The 18,251-nt window shown below is 52.7% G+C and carries 16 protein-coding genes; all 16 read right to left on the bottom strand.

What is annotated here, in order from left to right; genetic code table 11:
• Window positions 1–29: 29 nt before the first annotated feature.
• A complete protein-coding gene (locus tag V5G20_RS12615; RefSeq protein WP_051567369.1) occupies window positions 30–704 on the bottom strand; it encodes an ABC transporter ATP-binding protein in 675 nt (224 codons plus the stop codon).
• 22 nt (window positions 705–726) lie between these two features.
• Window positions 727–2,496, bottom strand: a complete 1,770-nt coding sequence (locus tag V5G20_RS12610) for a branched-chain amino acid ABC transporter ATP-binding protein/permease (RefSeq protein ID WP_338463436.1) — start codon at window positions 2,494–2,496, stop codon at window positions 727–729.
• Between the two features lies 1 nt (window position 2,497).
• Window positions 2,498–3,388 carry a branched-chain amino acid ABC transporter permease gene (locus V5G20_RS12605; RefSeq protein WP_035979482.1) on the bottom strand — a complete coding sequence of 297 codons (891 nt, stop codon included), beginning with the start codon at window positions 3,386–3,388 and terminating at the stop codon, window positions 2,498–2,500.
• Between the two features lie 54 nt (window positions 3,389–3,442).
• On the bottom strand, window positions 3,443–4,660 hold the full coding sequence (locus V5G20_RS12600) for an ABC transporter substrate-binding protein (RefSeq protein WP_003385798.1): 1,218 nt from the start codon (window positions 4,658–4,660) through the stop codon (window positions 3,443–3,445).
• A gap of 30 nt (window positions 4,661–4,690) precedes the next feature.
• The gene (locus V5G20_RS12595; protein WP_031932896.1) at window positions 4,691–5,482 is read right to left on the bottom strand and encodes a 3-hydroxybutyrate dehydrogenase; all 792 of its coding nucleotides are present in this window, start codon (window positions 5,480–5,482) and stop codon (window positions 4,691–4,693) included.
• A gap of 161 nt (window positions 5,483–5,643) precedes the next feature.
• Window positions 5,644–7,353 carry a sigma 54-interacting transcriptional regulator gene (locus tag V5G20_RS12590; protein WP_338463435.1) on the bottom strand — a complete coding sequence of 570 codons (1,710 nt, stop codon included), beginning with the start codon at window positions 7,351–7,353 and terminating at the stop codon, window positions 5,644–5,646.
• 82 nt (window positions 7,354–7,435) lie between these two features.
• Window positions 7,436–7,591 (bottom strand): hypothetical protein, encoded by a 156-nt coding sequence (locus V5G20_RS12585; protein ID WP_170208368.1) that lies wholly within the window; start codon window positions 7,589–7,591, stop codon window positions 7,436–7,438.
• 81 nt (window positions 7,592–7,672) lie between these two features.
• On the bottom strand, window positions 7,673–8,845 hold the full coding sequence (locus tag V5G20_RS12580; protein ID WP_039071453.1) for a stalk domain-containing protein: 1,173 nt from the start codon (window positions 8,843–8,845) through the stop codon (window positions 7,673–7,675).
• 80 nt (window positions 8,846–8,925) lie between these two features.
• Entirely contained in the window at window positions 8,926–9,885 is a 960-nt protein-coding gene (locus V5G20_RS12575) for an ABC transporter permease (RefSeq protein WP_338463434.1), read from the bottom strand.
• Complete coding sequence (locus V5G20_RS12570) at window positions 9,885–10,955, bottom strand: ABC transporter permease (RefSeq protein ID WP_003385804.1); 1,071 nt, start codon at window positions 10,953–10,955, stop codon at window positions 9,885–9,887. The genes V5G20_RS12575 and V5G20_RS12570 overlap by 1 nt, the downstream gene beginning before the upstream one ends.
• Window positions 10,948–12,489: an ABC transporter ATP-binding protein gene (locus V5G20_RS12565; protein WP_003385807.1), complete on the bottom strand. Its 1,542-nt coding sequence runs from the start codon at window positions 12,487–12,489 to the stop codon at window positions 10,948–10,950. Before V5G20_RS12565 ends, V5G20_RS12570 begins: the two co-directional genes overlap by 8 nt.
• Before the next feature lie 97 nt (window positions 12,490–12,586).
• On the bottom strand, window positions 12,587–13,648 hold the full coding sequence (locus tag V5G20_RS12560; RefSeq protein ID WP_003385809.1) for a BMP family lipoprotein: 1,062 nt from the start codon (window positions 13,646–13,648) through the stop codon (window positions 12,587–12,589).
• A 59-nt stretch (window positions 13,649–13,707) separates the two neighbouring features.
• Window positions 13,708–14,433 (bottom strand): GntR family transcriptional regulator, encoded by a 726-nt coding sequence (locus V5G20_RS12555; protein WP_003385811.1) that lies wholly within the window; start codon window positions 14,431–14,433, stop codon window positions 13,708–13,710.
• A gap of 214 nt (window positions 14,434–14,647) precedes the next feature.
• Window positions 14,648–17,071: a DNA translocase FtsK gene (locus V5G20_RS12550; RefSeq protein WP_338463433.1), complete on the bottom strand. Its 2,424-nt coding sequence runs from the start codon at window positions 17,069–17,071 to the stop codon at window positions 14,648–14,650.
• A gap of 106 nt (window positions 17,072–17,177) precedes the next feature.
• The gene (locus V5G20_RS12545; RefSeq protein WP_003385816.1) at window positions 17,178–17,411 is read right to left on the bottom strand and encodes a YlzJ-like family protein; all 234 of its coding nucleotides are present in this window, start codon (window positions 17,409–17,411) and stop codon (window positions 17,178–17,180) included.
• On the bottom strand, window positions 17,408–18,205 hold the full coding sequence (locus V5G20_RS12540; RefSeq protein ID WP_003385817.1) for a ClpP family protease: 798 nt from the start codon (window positions 18,203–18,205) through the stop codon (window positions 17,408–17,410). The genes V5G20_RS12545 and V5G20_RS12540 overlap by 4 nt, the downstream gene beginning before the upstream one ends.
• Window positions 18,206–18,251 lie beyond the last annotated feature (46 nt).

Raw genomic sequence — 18,251 nt, 5'->3', positions numbered from 1 at the left:
ACAATCCGCCTTTTGCTGCTTTTCTTACATTATGCGCCGAGATAGGTGCGTACGACTTTTTCGTCATGCAAAAGCTCGTCGGCAGCTCCGCTCATTTCCACCTGGCCGGAGGAGAGGACATAGGCCCGGTCTGAAATGGCCAAGGCAGCGGCAGCCAGCTGTTCTACCAAAAGGATCGTTTTGCCTTCGCTGCGAAGCTGTGTCACCGTATCCAAAATGAGCTTCACGTATAAGGGCGACAGCCCCATTGACGGTTCATCCAGGACGAGCAGCTCGGGATCCGACATCAGCGCACGGGACAGCGCCAGCATTTGCTGCTCTCCCCCGGACAAGGTCCCGGCCATTTGCTTCGCGCGTTCCTTCAGTCTTGGAAAACGGGTGTATTCCCGCTCCAGCCACTCGCGAACCTGACGTGGCTGCTGTTTGATCTTTGTATACGCCCCCAGAATGAGATTATCCTCCACCGTCTGGTCTCCGAATACTTGCCTCCCCTGCGGTACATGGCCGATGCCGAGACGCATGATCTCATGAGCAGGCATGCCGGATATCCGCTTTCCTTGGAAATGAATCTCCCCTTCTCGCAGTTTTACCAGTCCCGTAATCGCTTTTAACAGCGTTGTCTTGCCCGCGCCGTTGCGCCCGATCAGAGCGACGACCTCCCCTTTCGCGACCTGGAGATTGACCCCACGCAGTGCTTCGGCCATCCCGTAATGAACCCGAACGTTATTAACCGACAACAAGCTTCGTCACCTCCTCCCCGCCCAGATAGGCTTCGATGACTTGCGGATGGTTCTTGATGAAAGCCGGATCGCCCTCGGCAATCTTTTTCCCAAAGTCCAGCACGGTGATTGTATCGCAGACGTTCATGACGATTTCCATATGGTGCTCCACCAGCAAAATGGCAATCCCCGAGTCCTTCACTTTGCGGATGACCCGAACGATATTGTCCACCTCATACAGACTGGCTCCTGCCGCAGGTTCATCGAGGATCAAAAGATCGGGCTTGGTGGCGAGTGCACGGGCGATTTCGACCAAGCGCTGCTGACCGTAGGAGAGCGCTGCCGCCTGCTCGCCCGCTTTTTCGGCCAGGCCGACAAATTGAAGCAGACGCATCGCTTCCGCCCGGAAATGGCTTTCTTCTCTCAAAAAGCCGGGCGTATGCAGGATATTGGCGGCAAAGCCCTTCCGGTAGTGGAGATGGAAGCCGAGCATCACGTTTTCCAGTACGGTCAATTCGTGGAAAAGCTGCAGATTTTGAAACGTTCGGGTAATCCCGGCGGCAGCCATCCGATGAGGCGGAAAGCTGGTTACGTCCACACCCTTCCACGACAGCTTCCCTTTGGTTGGGACATAGACGCCGGAGAGCATGTTGACAGTCGTACTTTTGCCCGACCCGTTCGGCCCGATCAGCCCTCTTACCTCCGAGCCTTTTATCTGCAGATCGATGGCATCCACCGCCCGAAATCCGTCAAACTCCATGACCGCTGCCTGTACGTTTAAATCGGCTCCGTCCCGGCTGCCCATCTGGCTCGGCCCATCCGAATCAGGAGCAGGTAGCGAAGGTGTGCCGGAATATTGGTTCCTTTGTTTGAAGATGCGCTGGATCCCCCCGATGATCCCCTCAGGCAGGGCGATCAGACTAAGCAGCAGAATTCCGCCGAATATCAGCAGGTGGTAATTGTACAAGCTTTGCACCCATTGCGGCAGGAGGAAAATGACAATCGTCCCGACCAGCGGTCCCAGTCTCGTACCGGCACCGCCGACAATGACGCCGACAAGAAACAGAATCGATTTGTCGAAGGTGAAGGTATCGCTGTTGAAATACGCATTTTGAAACGCAAACAGCGCTCCTCCGAGACCGGCCGTGCAGGCGCTGATTGCAAACGCCAGCACCTTCCAGTTGCTTACGTGTACGCCTGCTGTGGCCGCAGCTACTTCACTGTTCCCCATCGCCCGGAATGTTCTGCCATATCGAGAGGTAAAGAGATTGTCGATCAAAACGGTGACGACAAGCGCTATGACAGCAATGAACCAGTAGTAAGACACCGTTCCAAGACCAAGTCCAAACAGCTTTGCTTCCGGCAAATACAAGCCTGCCGGTCCACCCGTCACTTCTACCCAGCGATTGGCTACAATCTCCACGAGCAAACCAAAGGCGATCGTCACCATTGCAAGATACGGCCCTTTGGCCCGGAGCGACAGCATTGCCACGAGTCCGCCCGCTCCGGCACAAATCAGGACCCCTAGCAGCAAGCTGAGAAGAAACGGCACCCCGGCTACAGTGCAAAGGCCGGTGACATAGGCACCGATGGCATAAAATCCGGCATGCCCCAATGAAAGCTGGCCAGACAAGCCGACAAGCAGATTGAGTCCGGCTACGACAATATAGGTGTAGAGGAAGCCTTGGGCCATGTGCACGTAATACGAGCTGGGAAACAGCCAGGGAAAGAAGTACAAGGCAAGCGCTATCAAGAGATAAAGGAGCCACTTTTTCATATCAAAACTTCTCCTTTACTTTCTTTCCGAGCAATCCTTGGGGCATAAAAATAAGGACGATCAGGATCAGCAAAAACGCGCTGGCATCCTTGTAGGCAGAACTGTAGAGAGAGAATACCTGCTCGATGACCCCGAGCAGCAGTCCGCCGATCAAAATTCCGAGCGGATTGGTCAATCCCCCGATAATGGCAGCAGCAAAAGCCTTTAAACCGAGTGTTGCTCCCATGAAAAACGCGGTATTGGTGATCGGTCCGACCAGGATGCCGCCGACGCCGGCCAACGCTGACGAGAGAGCAAAGGCGAGTACCGCCATCCGCCTTGGGTTAATGCCCATCAGCGACGCAGCATCCGGGTTGAAAGCGACAGCAGCGAGAGCCTTTCCGAGCAGCGATCGGTTCAGGAAGAAAAACAGGCAGGCCATGATGACGATGGCACAGATCGCGACAAAGATCTCGTGCTTGGTGATGCCCACGGAACCAAATCGGTAGACCTCATTTCCAAAAGGGGACGGAAACGGGATCACATTTCTCCCCCAGATCAGCATCGCAATATTGCGAATCATCAAGGAAACGGCAACCGTACTGAGAATCCAGCCCACGGACAAAACGTGGCCGAGGGGCCGAATCGCTCCCCTCTCCAGCCCCCAGCCAAGCATGGCCATAGCCGCTGCCACGACCACCATCGTGACGAGAACTGATACAAACAGGTTCATTCCTGCAGAAGTCACCGTACCCAATGTTGTCAATCCCACCAAAGCGCCCAGCATCAGAAAGTCTCCCTGGCCGAAGTTCATCGTCCGGGTGGTCACAAACGTAATGTAATAGCCTTGGGCAATAATCGCGTAAATGCTCCCCAGAATCAATCCGCTCACGATGGCTTGCAGCAATAACACTACCTCCTCTCCAGATCTTCCGTGCCACGAAGTCGTCAAGAGAACTTCGAAGCGCTAAGGCTTGACGATTACGCCGTCCCTATAGGTCGCCAAAAACATATTGGAGCTGGTCAACGCTTCGTGATTCTCTTTTGTAAACGGCTGTTCCCCAATCGCCGTGATGCCGGTAAAGCCGGTCATATTTTCGATAGCGTCCCGTATCGCCTTCGGGTCTGTTCCCGCTTTCTTGACGGCCTGCAGGATCAGCTGCATGCAATCGTACCCTTGAGCCGATGCGATCGGGAAGATGTCTTCGCCGTATTTGGCTACCACCTTGTCGTGAAATGCTTTTGATTCAGCGCTTTGATCGATCGTAAAGGACTGAACCATGTAAACGTCCTTGTTGACCAGATCTCCCACCAGCTCTTTCACTGTCGGGTCCCCCATCGCCCAGGACGCGACCGTCAGCGGATAGTAGTTCAGCTTTTGCCGGGATTTCAAATATTGAGCCGCCTCCGGGGCAAGACCGTAAAAGATCACGACTTCAACCTGTGCATCGCGCATTTTGCTCAACTGCGCCTCCATGTTCGTATCGTTTACCTGGAACGACTCGGTTGCGGTCAAAGTCATGTTGTATTTGTCTTTCAGCACGCCTTCCACGTCCGTCTTGCCGCCCTGCCCGTAACCGGTCGTATCATGCAGCAGACCGATCTTGGTCAATTTTTTCTCTTCCACGACCCACTTCAGGATGGTTTCTACCTGCCCCTTGTCATAGGGCGCTACCCGAAAGATGTAGTTCTTGTCCTCCTTTTCATAGGTCTGGGTAATGGTCGTTCCCGTCGCGACCGGGATGATCTCCGGCACCCCGGCTTCCTGAGCAAACTTGATGTGGGCTTTTGCATTTCCGGAGTTGGCAGGCCCGACAAAGCCGACCACTTTGTCCTGCTGTATCAATCTCTGAACGATCTCAACCGATTTCTCGGGTTTGGCCTCGTCATCGTACACGATCAGCTTCGCTTTCTTGCCATCAGCTCCGCCCGCTTCGTTAAACTCGTCGACCGCCATTTGGGCAGCCCGCTTGACCGCTTCCCCGAACTTGGCCGTTCCGCCGCTGAGCGAAATCGCCAATCCGACGTTGAACTCTCCCCCGGAGCTCTGGCTGCCGGGTGCTGCTCCCGCCTGCGTCTGCCCGCCGGATTGACCGCCTGAAGATTGGTCCAGCTTCGGTCCGCATCCCGCTGCCCCCACGGCAAGTACCATCGCCAACGTAAACCACCATCTTGCCTTTTTCACTGCTGCCAGTCCCCCTCTTACCCAAAATTATTAGTGCATGACATATCCGCCCGAGATATTGATGGCCTGACCGGTGATTGCCGCAGCTTGGTCAGATGCGAGAAATACCGCAAATTCGCCAATTTCCCCCGCCTCCAGCAAGCGGTGCTGGGGCACGTTTCTGAGAATCACCTCTTCGAGCACTTCTTCTTCTGGTACCTGGTAGCTTTTTGCAAGATCAGCCAATTGATTGCGGACGAGCGGCGTATCCACATACCCGGGGCAAATGGCGTTACAGGTCACACCTGAGTCTGCCGCTTCCATCGCCGTCACTCTCGTCAGTCCGATAATCCCGTGTTTTGCAGAACAATAACCGGCTTTAAACGGAGCACCGATTTTGCCATTGATCGAGGAAATGTTGATGATTCTGCCCCAGCCCCGCTGTTTCATCTGGGCAAAAACGGCTTGTGTCGCCACGAATGGTCCTACCAGCATGACCTCAATCATTTTTTGAAACGTCGCAGGATCATACGTCTCAATCGGAGAAACATGCTGGAAGCCGGCATTGTTCACGAGGATGTCGACAGCGCCAAGCTCTTTTTGGCAAACAGCAACCATCTCGCGGATCGAAGCGAAGTTGGACAAATCCGCCTGAATGGCGATTTTCTTTTGGCTGTCCCTCGCTTCCATGGAGTCAACAGCAGACCGCGCCTTCTTTTCGTCGATGTCAGCGATGGCGATCTGACACCCCGCGGCATACATTTTTTCTGCGATCGACAGCCCGATCCCGCTTGCCCCCCCTGTAATCAAAGCGACTTTGTCGAGTTTCAGATTTGTTAGCATAGGTCCTCCTTCCACACTTGTAACCGTTTGCAATTCAGAATATTTGCAACCTTTGTGCCAAGTGGAAAGGAGCAGAATTGATCGCTTTCTTGAATCTGAATGTTTCATTTTTGCGACACATTCTTGATTCAACTTTGCGACATGTTGCGTTTTTGCGACGATCATTCGTTGGGTATCCGGTGCTTTTCCAGCTTCCGGTACAAGCTTGCCCTATGTATGCCTAGCAGTTGGGCTGCCTGGACTTTGTTTCCGCCGCAGTGAGCCAGTGCAGCTTCGAGCACGAGTCTTTCCGTCTTGGCCACCTCCGCCTCGAGGTCAAACGAAGCATTTTCACTGTCAACAGTCACCTGTCTGTCCAGCAAATAAGGCGGCAGATGCTCCACCTCCAGCTCCCCCTGTTCCGCCAACTGTACGGCCCTCTCCAGCACATTGTTCATTTCCCGCATGTTGCCCGGCCAACGATGCGCCAAAAAAATCTCCTGTACCTGCCGGCTGATGCCTGTTACATCGGTATACAGCTCGTTGTTCAGCTTTTTGATCAGCTCATGGGCCAGCGCAATGATGGAGAGTCCGAGCACCCGGAGAGGCGGCAGGTTAATCGTGAAGACATTCAGTCGATAATACAAATCCTCGCGAAAGCTGCCTTCCCGAATCAATTTCTCCAAAGGACGATGGGTGGCCGCGATGACGCGAATATCCACGCTGACCGGTCTGGTCGCTCCGATCCGCTCCACTTCCTTTTCTTGCAGGACGCGAAGCAGCTTCGCCTGCATATCCAAAGGCATGTCCCCGATCTCATCGAGAAACAGCGTCCCGTTGTTTGCCAGCTCAATCTTGCCGGGCTTTCCTCCTTTTTTCGCTCCGGTAAACGCTCCGTCTTCGTACCCGAACAGCTCTGCTTCCATCAGATCCTTTGGGATGGCGGCACAGTTTACCCGGACGAACGCTCCATCCGCCCTGCTGCTCTCTTCATGGATTGCATGAGCAAACAGCTCCTTACCGGTCCCGCTCTCACCGAGGATCAATACCGAGGATTTCGTTTGCGCGATCCGTTTGGCCAGATGGACGGCTTCTTTCATGAGGGGGTGCTCGGCAAAAATATGGGCGAACGAGTATTTCGCTCCCATCATCCGCTTTAGCTCCTGACGGTAAAAGTCCAGCTTTCGCTCCATGATGTTGTAGCGTTCCACGATACTGCGCAGCTCGCGCAAATCGCTGAATACGACCTTGCCCAATGCGCCTACCGTCTCCTCCCCTTCCTTCAGCGGCATACGGCTTACGATGATCTCCCTGTCACCGATCCGCATTAGCTGGTCTATCTCGGGTTTGCCGCTCTTGATGACGAGATGCATTCTCGTATTTTCAATCACTTCCGTAACATGGCGTCCGATCGCCTCCTCAATCGTCGTGCCTAAAAAATCGCAGTAGCTTTGATTGATCATCGTAATGATCCCGCTTTTGTCACACATGACAATTCCGTCATACAGCTGCTCGACCAGCTCTTTGAACTGATGCAGCTCGCGTTCTTGTTCGGTCCACCTTCCGAGGCTGTCTGCCATATGGCCCAGAGGCTGAAAAATGGAAATGCCACCTACCACTTCTCCTGCAACAGAGAAAGGGAGGCGGTCAACGAGAAAAAGCTTTTCGCCATAGCGAATCTCTCTGCGTAAACTGGGTCGTCCCTGGCTCATGACCTGCAGCATATCAGAGCCGGGGGCAATACTGCTGATCGGCCGCTCCACAATCTCTTCTCTCTTCAGTCCCAAAAGCTGTGAACCGGCCGTGTTGACAAAGGTAATCATTCCATCCCGATCAACCAAAACAATCCCGTACGGAATCAAGTCTAAAAATTCGATCAATTCAATCTGCATCGGATTACCTCCTTTATGCTTCCACTTTACCGAAAAAAAGGAAAATAAAAAAGGAGCGATTGGCGCTCCCTCTAATCATGCACTAAAAATCCGTGGCGTCCCATTCACTGAGATCGTCGTGGTCTGAAACGCTTTCCGCAAATCGCCCGCAATCGGGTTCCAGACAAAGCATGCCGTCCAGCTGACCGTCATGAAAAGGCAAGCCGTGATTCCCGCCACAGTAGGGACATGTCCACATATGGTGTCCTCCTTCTTCCTCATGGTTGAAGTCCTTCCATACAGGTAGTCTGCCCCAAATGCTTCCTTTGCTAATCAGCTGCTAATCAACCTTGTTGTTTTCCCAGTATTGCAGGTAGTAGTACGGATTGATTGCCCGATCGTCTGCAGTCCGATACAGTCCGAAATGCAGGTGAGACGGAAACATGCCATCTGTCCCAGGTGGTCCATAGCCTGTCGTGCCGACAAATCCAATCAACTGCCCGGGTCTGACCGTCGAACCTACTTTCAGATCAGGCGGATAGGCTGTCAAATGGGCGTAGTACATCCGGTATTTCCCGTTTTCATCGGTGATGTTGACTCGCCACCCGCCATAAGTGTTCCAGCCGATCCGATTGATCACGCCGTCTCCTACGCTGTAAACAGGCGTCCCCTGTGGTGCCATGATGTCAATTCCTTCATGGGAGCGGACTGTTCCCGAGTTTGATTCTGTCCACTCCCGCCCAAAGCCAAAGCTGTCTCCAAATGGCTGATACTCGCTTTTGCTGTCAAATGGGAAGACGTATCTTTCCGAGAGCAGCACAGAATGGTCCACCGCGGCAGACAGAGGGTTCACTGCCTTTTTCGCGTTACCCGGCAAAAACAGCAGTTGACCCGTGAGCAGATACCCGGCGTCGTCAGCATTGTTGCCTTGAATTGCAGAAACACTTGTACCATGCCGCTTGGCGATCGTCTCCAAGGTATCTCCAGCCTGGACGATATACGGGTTTCCTCGCTCCAAGCGCTTCCTTTCATTTTCGGCGACTGGCTTTGTCCAAATCTTCGCCACTTTTGCCCGTTGGTCCCACGTCACTTCGTATCCCAAGGATTCACTGACAAACCGAATCGGTACAAGTGTCCGTCTATTTCTGACTACGGGTGCTGTATCCAGCTTTTTGCGGCTTCCATTTACATATCCCACTCTGCTTTCAGGGAACACAGCCACCTGATGGGCTCCATCCCGCAAGGTCACCTGGCGTGTATCCGGATCATAGGAAACATCTGCGCCCGAGTGCTCCGCAAGCAGGCGGATTGGAACCAAAATGCGTCCGTTCTGATGAAGAGGCTGTACATCGGAGAGCACCCCTTTGCCATCTATCATCATCGAGATGACGGGGCGTGATGTCTGGGCATGAGCATCCATGCTGTGGGTTATCGTGAAAGATGTCACAAGCAAAAAAGCGCCCAGAAGCCTGCTGATAAGACGAGGGCTGTTAGTATGTACACAGCGAGTCATCTTTTTCCCCCCTATGCGTTCAAACTCGTACACATTATCGCACAGGGGAGAAAGCAGGTTCCAGACGCAAAAAATGTTAATCAGCGAGATCCGGTATCATACACTTTGCCCAATGCGGCAGGAGCGCTGGAGCGTCCAACCACACCAGCCAACACCAGGATGGTGAGAATGTATGGAAGCATGAAAATCACTTCGGTCGGGACGTATTTGGTGAGACCAAAAATTTGAACCAGCGATTTGATCGCTTGCGCTACCCCGAAGAACAGGGCAGCCCCCATCGCGCCGGCAGGATGCCATTTCCCGAAAATGAGAGCGGCAAGGGCGATAAAGCCTTGTCCGGACACGGTATTGTGAGAAAAGTTGCTGGTGGTAGTAAGCGCAATCGTTGCTCCACCCATAGCTGCCAAAGCGCCGCTGATCATAACAGCCGTGTAACCCATGCGTTTTACGTTGATCCCAACGGTATCGGCAGCACGCGGGTGTTCCCCGACCGCCCGCAGGCGAAGCCCGAATGACGTTTTAAACAGCAGATACCAGGAAAGCGCAACCAGTGCGAAGGCAATATAACTGGTCGGGTAGCCTTCGAAAATGGCATGTCCCAAAATGGGAATGTCGCTGAGCACCGGGATGTGCCACTTGCTGAATACTTGCTGCAATGTCGTCGTTTGTCCTGCACCGTTGAAAATGATCTTGGTCAGGTAGACAGACAGACCTGTTGCCAAAAAGTTGAGGGCGACACCACTGACGACCTGGTCGGCTTTAAACGTGATAGAAGCGACCGCGTGCGGCGTAGCGAATAGCGCTCCGGCAATGCACGCTCCCACCAAACCGATCCAAGGAGCCAATGAGCCGAATGAATCCTGAGCAAAGAAAGTAAACACTGCACCGGTAAAGGCGCCGATGACCATCATCCCTTCCAGCGCGATGTTCACCACGCCGGATCGCTCCGAATACATACCGCCCAGAGCGGCGAATATCAAGGCAGTGGAAAACACGATGGTATCATGAATAAGGTTGCCGATAATCACTCCCCAATCCATCAGTTTCCACCCTCCTTCTTCTGTAAAAGTGGCTTAATGAAAAACTTGACGATTCCATGCGCTGCAACGAAGAAAATGACAGAGGAGATTACTACCCGAATCAGCTCGACCGGTACCCCTGCACCGAATTTCATACCGGCAGCTCCAAATGTAAGCATTCCAAACAGAATGGCCCCCAAAATGACACCAAGCGGGGTGTTTCCTCCGATCAGCGCTACCGCAATACCGTCAAAGCCGTATCCGGGCTGTGCAGCCATAATCGATTGGTAATGGAATACGCCCAAAATCTCGCACGCTCCGCCGATACCTGCGAACATGCCGCCGACGAACATGGCATTGACCACATTGCGGTTCACATTCATCCCCGCGTATTCCGAAGCATGCGGGTTTAACCCTACAGCGCGGAGCTCGAAGCCCGACTTTGTCTTCCAGAGAAGGATATAAAAGAATACCGCGGCCAAAATCGCAAGCAACGTCCCCCAATGCAGGCGGGCACTGTCAAACATCTGGGAAAGCCATGCAAAAGAGATAGACGCCGAATCCTTGATCATTTCCGAGCGCTGCTGGCCTTCTTGAAGGTAAAACGCCTTGACAACGTAGTTGGCAAAGTACAAGGCAATCCAGTTTAACATGATTGTCGTGATCACTTCGTTTACGCCTCGCGCAGCCTTGAGCCATCCCGCGATAGCGCCCCACAGTCCCCCGGCAAGAGCACCTGCAATCACTGCGAGCGGAGCATGAATATACGCCGGAAGATCAAAAGAAATCCCTACTGCCGTAGAAGCGATCATCCCGATAATAAATTGCCCCTCGGCACCGATATTGAAAAGACCGGTCCGGAACGCAAATGCCACGGAGAGACCTGTAAAGATCAGCGGGGTAATCTGACGAATCGTTTCCCCAAAGTTATAAGAGCTTCCAAATACCTTTTCAACCAGGGACGCATATGCCTGAATTGGATTAAAACCGCCTGCCAGCATGGCGACAGCGCCCGTCAACAGGCCCAGAATAATGGCAGCAACCGGTACGAGGAACGACTCCTTGGTAAAGATGGCAATGACTCTATTCACCGTTGCCGCCTCCTTGCATTCGTTTTCCACCAGACATCATCAAGCCAAGTTCTTGCTCGTCCGTCTGTTTCGCATCAACAATGCCGACGATCTGGCCTTCGTAAATGACCGCGATCCGGTCGGAAACGTTGATGATCTCGTCAAGCTCTAGGGATAGCAACAAGACGGCCTTTCCTTTGTCCCGCTGTTCAATCAGACGTCTATGGATAAATTCGATGGCTCCAACGTCGAGACCACGTGTAGGCTGAGCTGCAATCAACAGATCCGGATCCTTGTTCACTTCGCGGGCGATAATCGCTTTTTGCTGATTGCCCCCGGAAAGAGCCCGTGCAGGGGTGTGAATACTCGGTGTCCGCACGTCAAACTCCTCGATCAGTTTGCTCGCATGCTTGTCTATTGCCGCGTAGTCCAGGAAGCCGTTTTTATTGAACTCTGGATGGAAATACGTTTCCAGCACCATGTTTTCACTCATCGGGAAGTCAAGGACAAGACCGTGCTTGTGGCGGTCTTCGGGAATGTGCGACAAGCCCGACTCCGAAATGACGCGCGGTGTCTTGTTCGTTATATCTTGACCTTTGAGCAGCACACGTCCGCTGGAGGCTTTCCGCAGCCCTGTCAATACCTCGATAAGTTCACTTTGCCCGTTGCCATCGACACCCGCGATGCCGAGGATCTCCCCGCTCCTTACTTCCAGCGAGATGCTGTTGAGCGCATTGACGCCTCTGTTGCCCATCGCCGTAATATTTTCCACAGACAAAATGACTTCTTTCGGATTTGCTTCCTTCTTATCGACACGGAAGTTAACTTCACGACCGACCATTTTTGCCGCAAGGTCATCCGGATTTGTATCCTTTACCCCTACGGAATCGATGACTTTTCCTCTGCGGATGATGGTAACCGTATCACAGACAGCCATGATTTCTTTTAGCTTGTGGGTGATCAAGATAATCGTTTTGCCTTCTTTGACGAGGTTGTGCATAATCTCGATCAGTTCCACGATTTCTTGAGGGGTTAACACAGCTGTCGGCTCATCGAAGATCAGAATATCGGCGCCGCGGTAAAGCGTTTTCAAAATCTCTACACGCTGTTGCATCCCCACGGATATATCCTCAATTTTGGCTCGCGGATCCACCTTCAAGCCGTATTGATTGGACAACTTCTCGACTGCTTTGATGGCACTCTGCATATCTATCTGTAACCCGGATTTCGGTTCATTTCCTAATACAATGTTTTCTGTAACCGTAAACTTTTCTACGAGCATAAAATGCTGATGAACCATTCCAATACCAAGATCATTCGCTACGCTGGGGCTGGTGATTTTCACCGGCTTCTCGTTAATGAGGATTTCGCCCTCTTCAGGCTGATACAAACCGAACAAAACATTCATCAGTGTGGACTTGCCAGCGCCATTCTCTCCCAGGAGGGCGTGGATTTCCCCTTTTTTCACAACAAGGTTGATGTTGTCATTGGCAATAATGCCGGGGAAGCGCTTTGTGATACCGCGCATTTCAACAACAGTCTGTACAGGTTTCAACCATGTTCCCCCCGTTTTTGTGGGTCTAGTGTAGAAGGTAAAGAACAAGGCTAGTCGCTCGAACTAGCCTTGTCCGTGTGCAGTCTTAGAGGTCTTCTTACTTTTCTGGTACTGTAATTTCGCCTTTAACGATTTTTTGCTTGAACTCATCTGCCAGCTTCAATACGTCTTCAGGCACATTTTTCTTCGAGGTTTCTGCCAGGCCTACACCGTCTTCAGCCAGACCGAGCCATACGATTTTTCCGCCTTCAAATTTGCCGTCGATCACGTCTTTGGATACGCGGTAAACAGCTTCATCCACGCGTTTTACCATGGAAGTCAGCGTTACTTCATCACCAAATGTCAGGGACTGGTCTTTGTCTACACCAATTACCCAAACATTTTCGCCTTTGGATTTGCGGTCTTTTGCTTCGTTGAACACGCCATCGCCAGTTGCGCCGGAAGCGTGGAAAATGATGTCTACGCCTTGGCCGTACATTTGGGATGCAGTAGATTTACCGAGGTCAGGCTTGTCAAATGCACCCGTGTATACTTTTACTACTTCAACACTTGGATCAGCTGCTTTTACACCAGCTTCAAAGCCAACTTCAAAGCGCTTGATTACTGGGATTTCCATACCGCCCACGAAACCAACTTTTTTGCTCTTGGACATTTTCGCCGCTACGACACCAGCCAGGAAGGAACCTTCATGCTCTTTGAACAGAACGGATTCCACGTTTGGCGCGTCTACTTCTGCGTCGATGATAGCGAGCTTGCTGTCAGGGTTTTCAGTAGCTACTTTCTTCACGTGGTCACCGATAACGAAACCGATACCCCAAGTCAGATCCCACTTGTCTTTTACAAATTGAGTCAAGTTCGGGATGTAGTCAGCATCAGAGGTGGATTGCAGGTAGCTTACGTTGTCCTGCGGCAGGTTCAGGTCCTTCTGCAGTTTTTGCAGCCCTTCCCATGCACTTTGGTTAAAGGAGTTGTCGTTTACCCCGCCCACGTCGGTAACCATGCCGATGCGTGCAGTAGGCGCTGCTCCGCCTTGGGCTCCCCCTTCTGCTCCACCTTGGTTAGCACCACCTGGTTGTCCTTCTGGTTTGCTTCCACAGCCGGCCAAAACCAAAGACAGGCTAAGGGTTGCCACGGACAGGACAGAAAGTACCTTTTTCATGTCAGAATACCCCCTATTTTTAATGAGATGAAATTGTTGAGTGAGGTTTCCCTCACGTGTTACAACCGTCTGCGTACAACGTGAAAGTGAAATTTGTCGGCCCGAAAGTAATTGTGTGAATACAAGACAGGCCGTTCACTTTCGTCGTAGTGAATCTGTTTCAAGAGCAAGAGAGGCGTCGCCTTGTTGCACTGCAACAGGGGAGATACCTTTTCGCAATGTCCGAGCGGTTCCATATCGGCAATCGCATAAGCGATGCGGATCCCGGTCACGGACTCCAGCCACTTGAAAATAGATTCTCCACCCTCCGTATAGCCTCCAGGTACCAGATGGGCGGGTATGCGGTCAAAACAGTAGACCACCGGTTCCCCATCTGCCGTGCGAATCCGTTCTACCATGAGAACGCCCTCTCCCGGATTGAGAGAAAGCTTTTTCCGCTCTTCCTCCGCAGGTTCGCCGTAAGCCGTACGCAAAATGGTTGTGCCGGCAACATAGCCTTGGCGTTCGATTGCATCCGTCACACTAAAGAGTTCCCCAATTCCACCTGAAAAAACAGGTCGAGAATTAATAAAGGTCCCCACACCGTGTCTCCGAATGACAATCTTCTCTTCTTCAAGCAAGCGAAGAGCTTCCCGCAGCGTCGCTCGGCTCACACCCAATTGCTTGGAAAGGTCGGCTTCGGAAGGTAGACGTTCACCGGGTTTTAGCTTCCCGGAATCGATGTCGCTTTTGATCTTGTCCATTACCAAGAGACAAAGCGAACGGAAATTCCCCTTGATGCTCATCTTCCTCCACTCCTGCTTCCTCAGCTATTCGAATAGGTAGGACGTCAGACCTCTTGAAATCAAGAGAGGATAACAACAATTTCCTTCAATCCCGTAAAAATTGTACCCTAGGGGCGAATATCATGCAAGCCAATTTTTTTGACTAGATGACAGTTTTCTGACGATCGTCTCGTCTCTGCGCCCCGCAGGTACATTTATGAAAATCATGTTCATTTTAGGAAATGTTGCTCTCGGGAGTGGGCCTTGGCAAACGCACTTCTCTCGGCTTGCTTCCCTCGTAAGGCCCCACGACGCCTTGTGCCTCCATCATGTCAATCAAACGGGCCGCACGTGTATACCCAACCCGCAGTCTGCGCTGCAGAAGCGAAGCCGATGCCGTCTGGGCCTCTACTACGACTTGGACAGCCTGGTCGTACATATCATCGTCGACTACCGGCTGCGCGTCTTCTGTTGTCTCTTCCGGAATCATGTCTTCCTGGTAGCGTGCCTCTTGCTGTTCCTTGACAAACGTTACTACTTCCTCTACTTCCTTGTCAGAAACATAGGCCCCCTGTACACGGGTCGGCTTGGAAGCGCCCATCGGCAAATAGAGCATGTCTCCGCGTCCGAGGAGCTTCTCCGCACCGCCCATATCCAGAATGGTTCGGGAATCGGCCATGGATGATACGCCGAAGGCAATCCGGGAAGGGATATTCGCCTTGATCAATCCCGTGATGACATCTACTGACGGGCGCTGCGTAGCGATGATCAGATGGATCCCCGCCGCACGCGCCATCTGGGCGAGACGGCAAATCGCATCCTCCACCTCACCGGGCGCGACCATCATCAGGTCTGCCAGCTCGTCCACGATCACGACAATGTAAGGAAGTGGAGCCCCTTCTGCCTGCTGGTTGTACATCTCAATGTTGCGGCTGCCTGTCTTGGCGAACAGATTGTACCGCCGCTCCATCTCAGCCACGACTTTTTTCAGCGCAACCGAGGCTCTTCGCGGGTCAGTGACTACCGGTGCCAACAGATGCGGGATGCCGTTGTATACGTTTAGCTCGACCATTTTGGGATCGACCATCATCAGCTTTACTTCGTCCGGGCTTGCTTTGAATAAAATACTCATGATCAACCCGTTGATACATACAGACTTCCCGCTGCCCGTAGCGCCTGCGACGAGCAAATGCGGCATTTTCGTCAGGTCGGCAACGATCGGCTCGCCAGATATATCGCGCCCGAGGGCAACCGTCAATTTCGCGGAGGCATCCTGGTAAGAGGCCGATTCCAGCACCTCTCGAAGCGAGACAACCGCAACCTCGGAATTCGGGATTTCGATCCCGATCGCTGATTTTCCCGGAATAGGCGCTTCGATGCGAATGTCCTTGGCAGCGAGCGCCAGCGCCAAATCGTCTGTCAGACTGACAATCCTGCTCACCTTCACCCCGGTTGCAGGCTGCACTTCATAACGGGTAACGGCCGGACCGCGGTGAACCTCGGAGACGATCGCATTGACCCCGAAGCTTTTGAGCGTTTGCACCAATTTGTTCGCGTTGGACGTATGATCGACATCTTTGCCTGGAATGTACGCCTTTGGTCGGGTCAGCATCTGAATGCTGGGGAGCACATAAGGAACGCTCGGCTGCGCGCCTTCCTCCTCCAGCGTGCCAAAGATCTCTTCGTCCCCCTCAAGCGAAAAGGTAATCTCGCGCTCAACCGATGGTTTCGTGCGAGGAGTTGCAATCGCTTCCTCTTCCGCCTCGCTTCCCTGCTCGGTCACCAGCCTTTCCGCAAAATCGCGAATAAGCGGTGCGCTTGCATGCTGTGTCTGCTCTTCTCCGCCTGTTCCAGGCTGGCTGTCCCCGGAGGTGTCAGCATTGCCGGCATCAAAGGCTTGTGTTGCGTTCGACGCGGCTGCCATCTGCGCTTCCTTGGCTTTCTTCGCTTCGCGCTCTTCTTCAGCCAGTTGCTTTCGCTTTTCGCTTTCATTTTGCAGCATTTGAACAGAATCTTTGACCGAATCTTTCATCTTGGCATACAGCAGAGCGATTTTGTCTCTCGCAAAAATGGCGATGTCCACGTAAGACAGGTTGAACAAAAACATGATTCCGGCCAAAATCAAAAAGCCGATAATCAATCCGGTACCGATCGGCCCGACGAGACCATTGCATAGAGCGAAAAATACCGCCCCCACCATCCCGCCGCCGACTCCGGTCGTCGACACCTTCTGGCTGTGGTCAAGCCAGATCCGATCCCAGGTGACGCGGATGATGCTCTGATCGGAAAACGTTCCTCCAGCCGTTACCTGCTTGTACAAAAACATGTGATCCCAGGTCAAAACAGCGACAAGTATGAGCAGCAATCCAAAAACGCGCAACGACATCCGCGGCGGTTTTCGGGTAAACATCATATGTACGGCCAGCCCCATGATCAATAATGGGATGGTAAAATCCCACGACCCGGCCAAAAAGCGGAATAAAAAGGCGAGAATGTTCTTTCCAAGCCAGCCGCTTTCCAAAAGTCCGATGAGACAAAGCACGATCATGACCAGTCCCAGCAGCTCCAGTTTGACAACAGAGGCAACTGCCGTTTGCGACTGTCTTTTTGCTCTTCTACTCAGGTGGCATGCCTCCCTTCTTTCGTTTCCATCACTCATCTATCACTCAAAAAAAGTCCGGACGTATAAAAAGGCAGCCGTTTGTAGGTCGGCTGCTGTTTGTCCACATCTAGTATAACACAGGAAATTCATAGAAATACAGGTCTTATTGCCCGAAACCTTCCGGCCGAAAACGAATCACTTGACCGGGTGCAAACGCCGGGTTGAGATAGTCCTGCGGATTGGGACTGATCAGGCGAACCATCTTGCCCTCGTAAGGACCTGTTTGCTCAACCACCATAGTCGCCTCACCCATCGGGAGCTCACGCAGGACTTGTTTCTCTACCTGATCCATCCCTTCGAACACTACTTCCATCGGGACCACGGAATAGAAAATCACTGCAGCACCTTCTCTCCGTTCCGGGCTTTTTCGATCAGCTCGTTCAGCTTTTTCAAAGCCTTGCCGAGCCCTCCTACCTCGTCAATCAACCCGTACTTGACCGCATCTGCTCCGATGACATTGGTGCCGATATCCCGCGTCAATTCGCCTGTCCTCAGCATCAGCTCGCGGAACTGGTCCTCTGTGATCCTGGAGTGGCGGGCGATAAAGCTGACGACCCGATCCTGCATTTTATCCAGGTATTCAAAGGTTTGCGGGACACTGATCACAAGGCCGGTCAAGCGTATCGGGTGAATCGTCATGGTCGCCGTTTCTGCTATGAAGGAATAGTCGCCAGCGACGGCGATTGGCACGCCAATACTGTGTCCTCCTCCAAGGACCAGTGTAACGACCGGTTTCGAGAGAGAAGAGACCATCTCCGCGATCGCCAAGCCTGCCTCTACATCTCCCCCGACCGTATTCAAGATCACCATGACTCCCTCAATTTTGCTGTTTTGCTCTGCCGCAACCAGTTGCGGAATGATATGCTCGTATTTCGTCGTCTTGTTTTGCGGCGGCAGCTGGATGTGACCTTCCACCTGTCCGATGATCGTCAAACAATAAATATTGCTTTCCAGTTGAGGAACATTGGTTTGCCCCAACTGCGTGATGGAGTCGAGCAAACGCTTTTTCGGATCTTCTGCACCCGGAGGCTGGCCAGGCTGTTGCGGTTCTGTCGGCGCGGTTTGCGGGGCCTCCTGATTGCTCCCAAAAGGGGGGCGATTCAAATAATCGGGCCTTTGTCTGTTTTGCATGAATCCTCCTCCTTCGCTGTCTGTGATAGTATGGGTCGCAGGAGGA

It is taken from the genome of Brevibacillus borstelensis, assembly GCF_036700025.1.
GTDB lineage: Bacteria > Bacillota > Bacilli > Brevibacillales > Brevibacillaceae > Brevibacillus > Brevibacillus borstelensis.
This window is presented reverse-complemented; position numbering and strand designations above follow the sequence as displayed.

Excerpts from the sequence above, each read along its gene's own strand:
- V5G20_RS12615 (WP_051567369.1), bottom strand. The coding sequence starts at position 704 with ATGGCCGAAGCACTGCGTGGGGTCAATCTCCAGGTCGCGAAAGGGGAG.
- V5G20_RS12610 (WP_338463436.1), bottom strand. The coding sequence starts at position 2,496 with ATGAAAAAGTGGCTCCTTTATCTCTTGATAGCGCTTGCCTTGTACTTC.
- V5G20_RS12595 (WP_031932896.1), bottom strand. The coding sequence starts at position 5,482 with ATGCTAACAAATCTGAAACTCGACAAAGTCGCTTTGATTACAGGGGGG.
- V5G20_RS12590 (WP_338463435.1), bottom strand. The coding sequence starts at position 7,353 with ATGCAGATTGAATTGATCGAATTTTTAGACTTGATTCCGTACGGGATT.
- V5G20_RS12585 (WP_170208368.1), bottom strand. The coding sequence starts at position 7,591 with ATGTGGACATGTCCCTACTGTGGCGGGAATCACGGCTTGCCTTTTCAT.
- V5G20_RS12580 (WP_039071453.1), bottom strand. The coding sequence starts at position 8,845 with ATGACTCGCTGTGTACATACTAACAGCCCTCGTCTTATCAGCAGGCTT.
- V5G20_RS12575 (WP_338463434.1), bottom strand. The coding sequence starts at position 9,885 with ATGGATTGGGGAGTGATTATCGGCAACCTTATTCATGATACCATCGTG.
- V5G20_RS12560 (WP_003385809.1), bottom strand. The coding sequence starts at position 13,648 with ATGAAAAAGGTACTTTCTGTCCTGTCCGTGGCAACCCTTAGCCTGTCT.
- V5G20_RS12555 (WP_003385811.1), bottom strand. The coding sequence starts at position 14,433 with ATGAGCATCAAGGGGAATTTCCGTTCGCTTTGTCTCTTGGTAATGGAC.
- V5G20_RS12550 (WP_338463433.1), bottom strand. The coding sequence starts at position 17,071 with ATGAGTGATGGAAACGAAAGAAGGGAGGCATGCCACCTGAGTAGAAGA.
- V5G20_RS12540 (WP_003385817.1), bottom strand. The coding sequence starts at position 18,205 with ATGCAAAACAGACAAAGGCCCGATTATTTGAATCGCCCCCCTTTTGGG.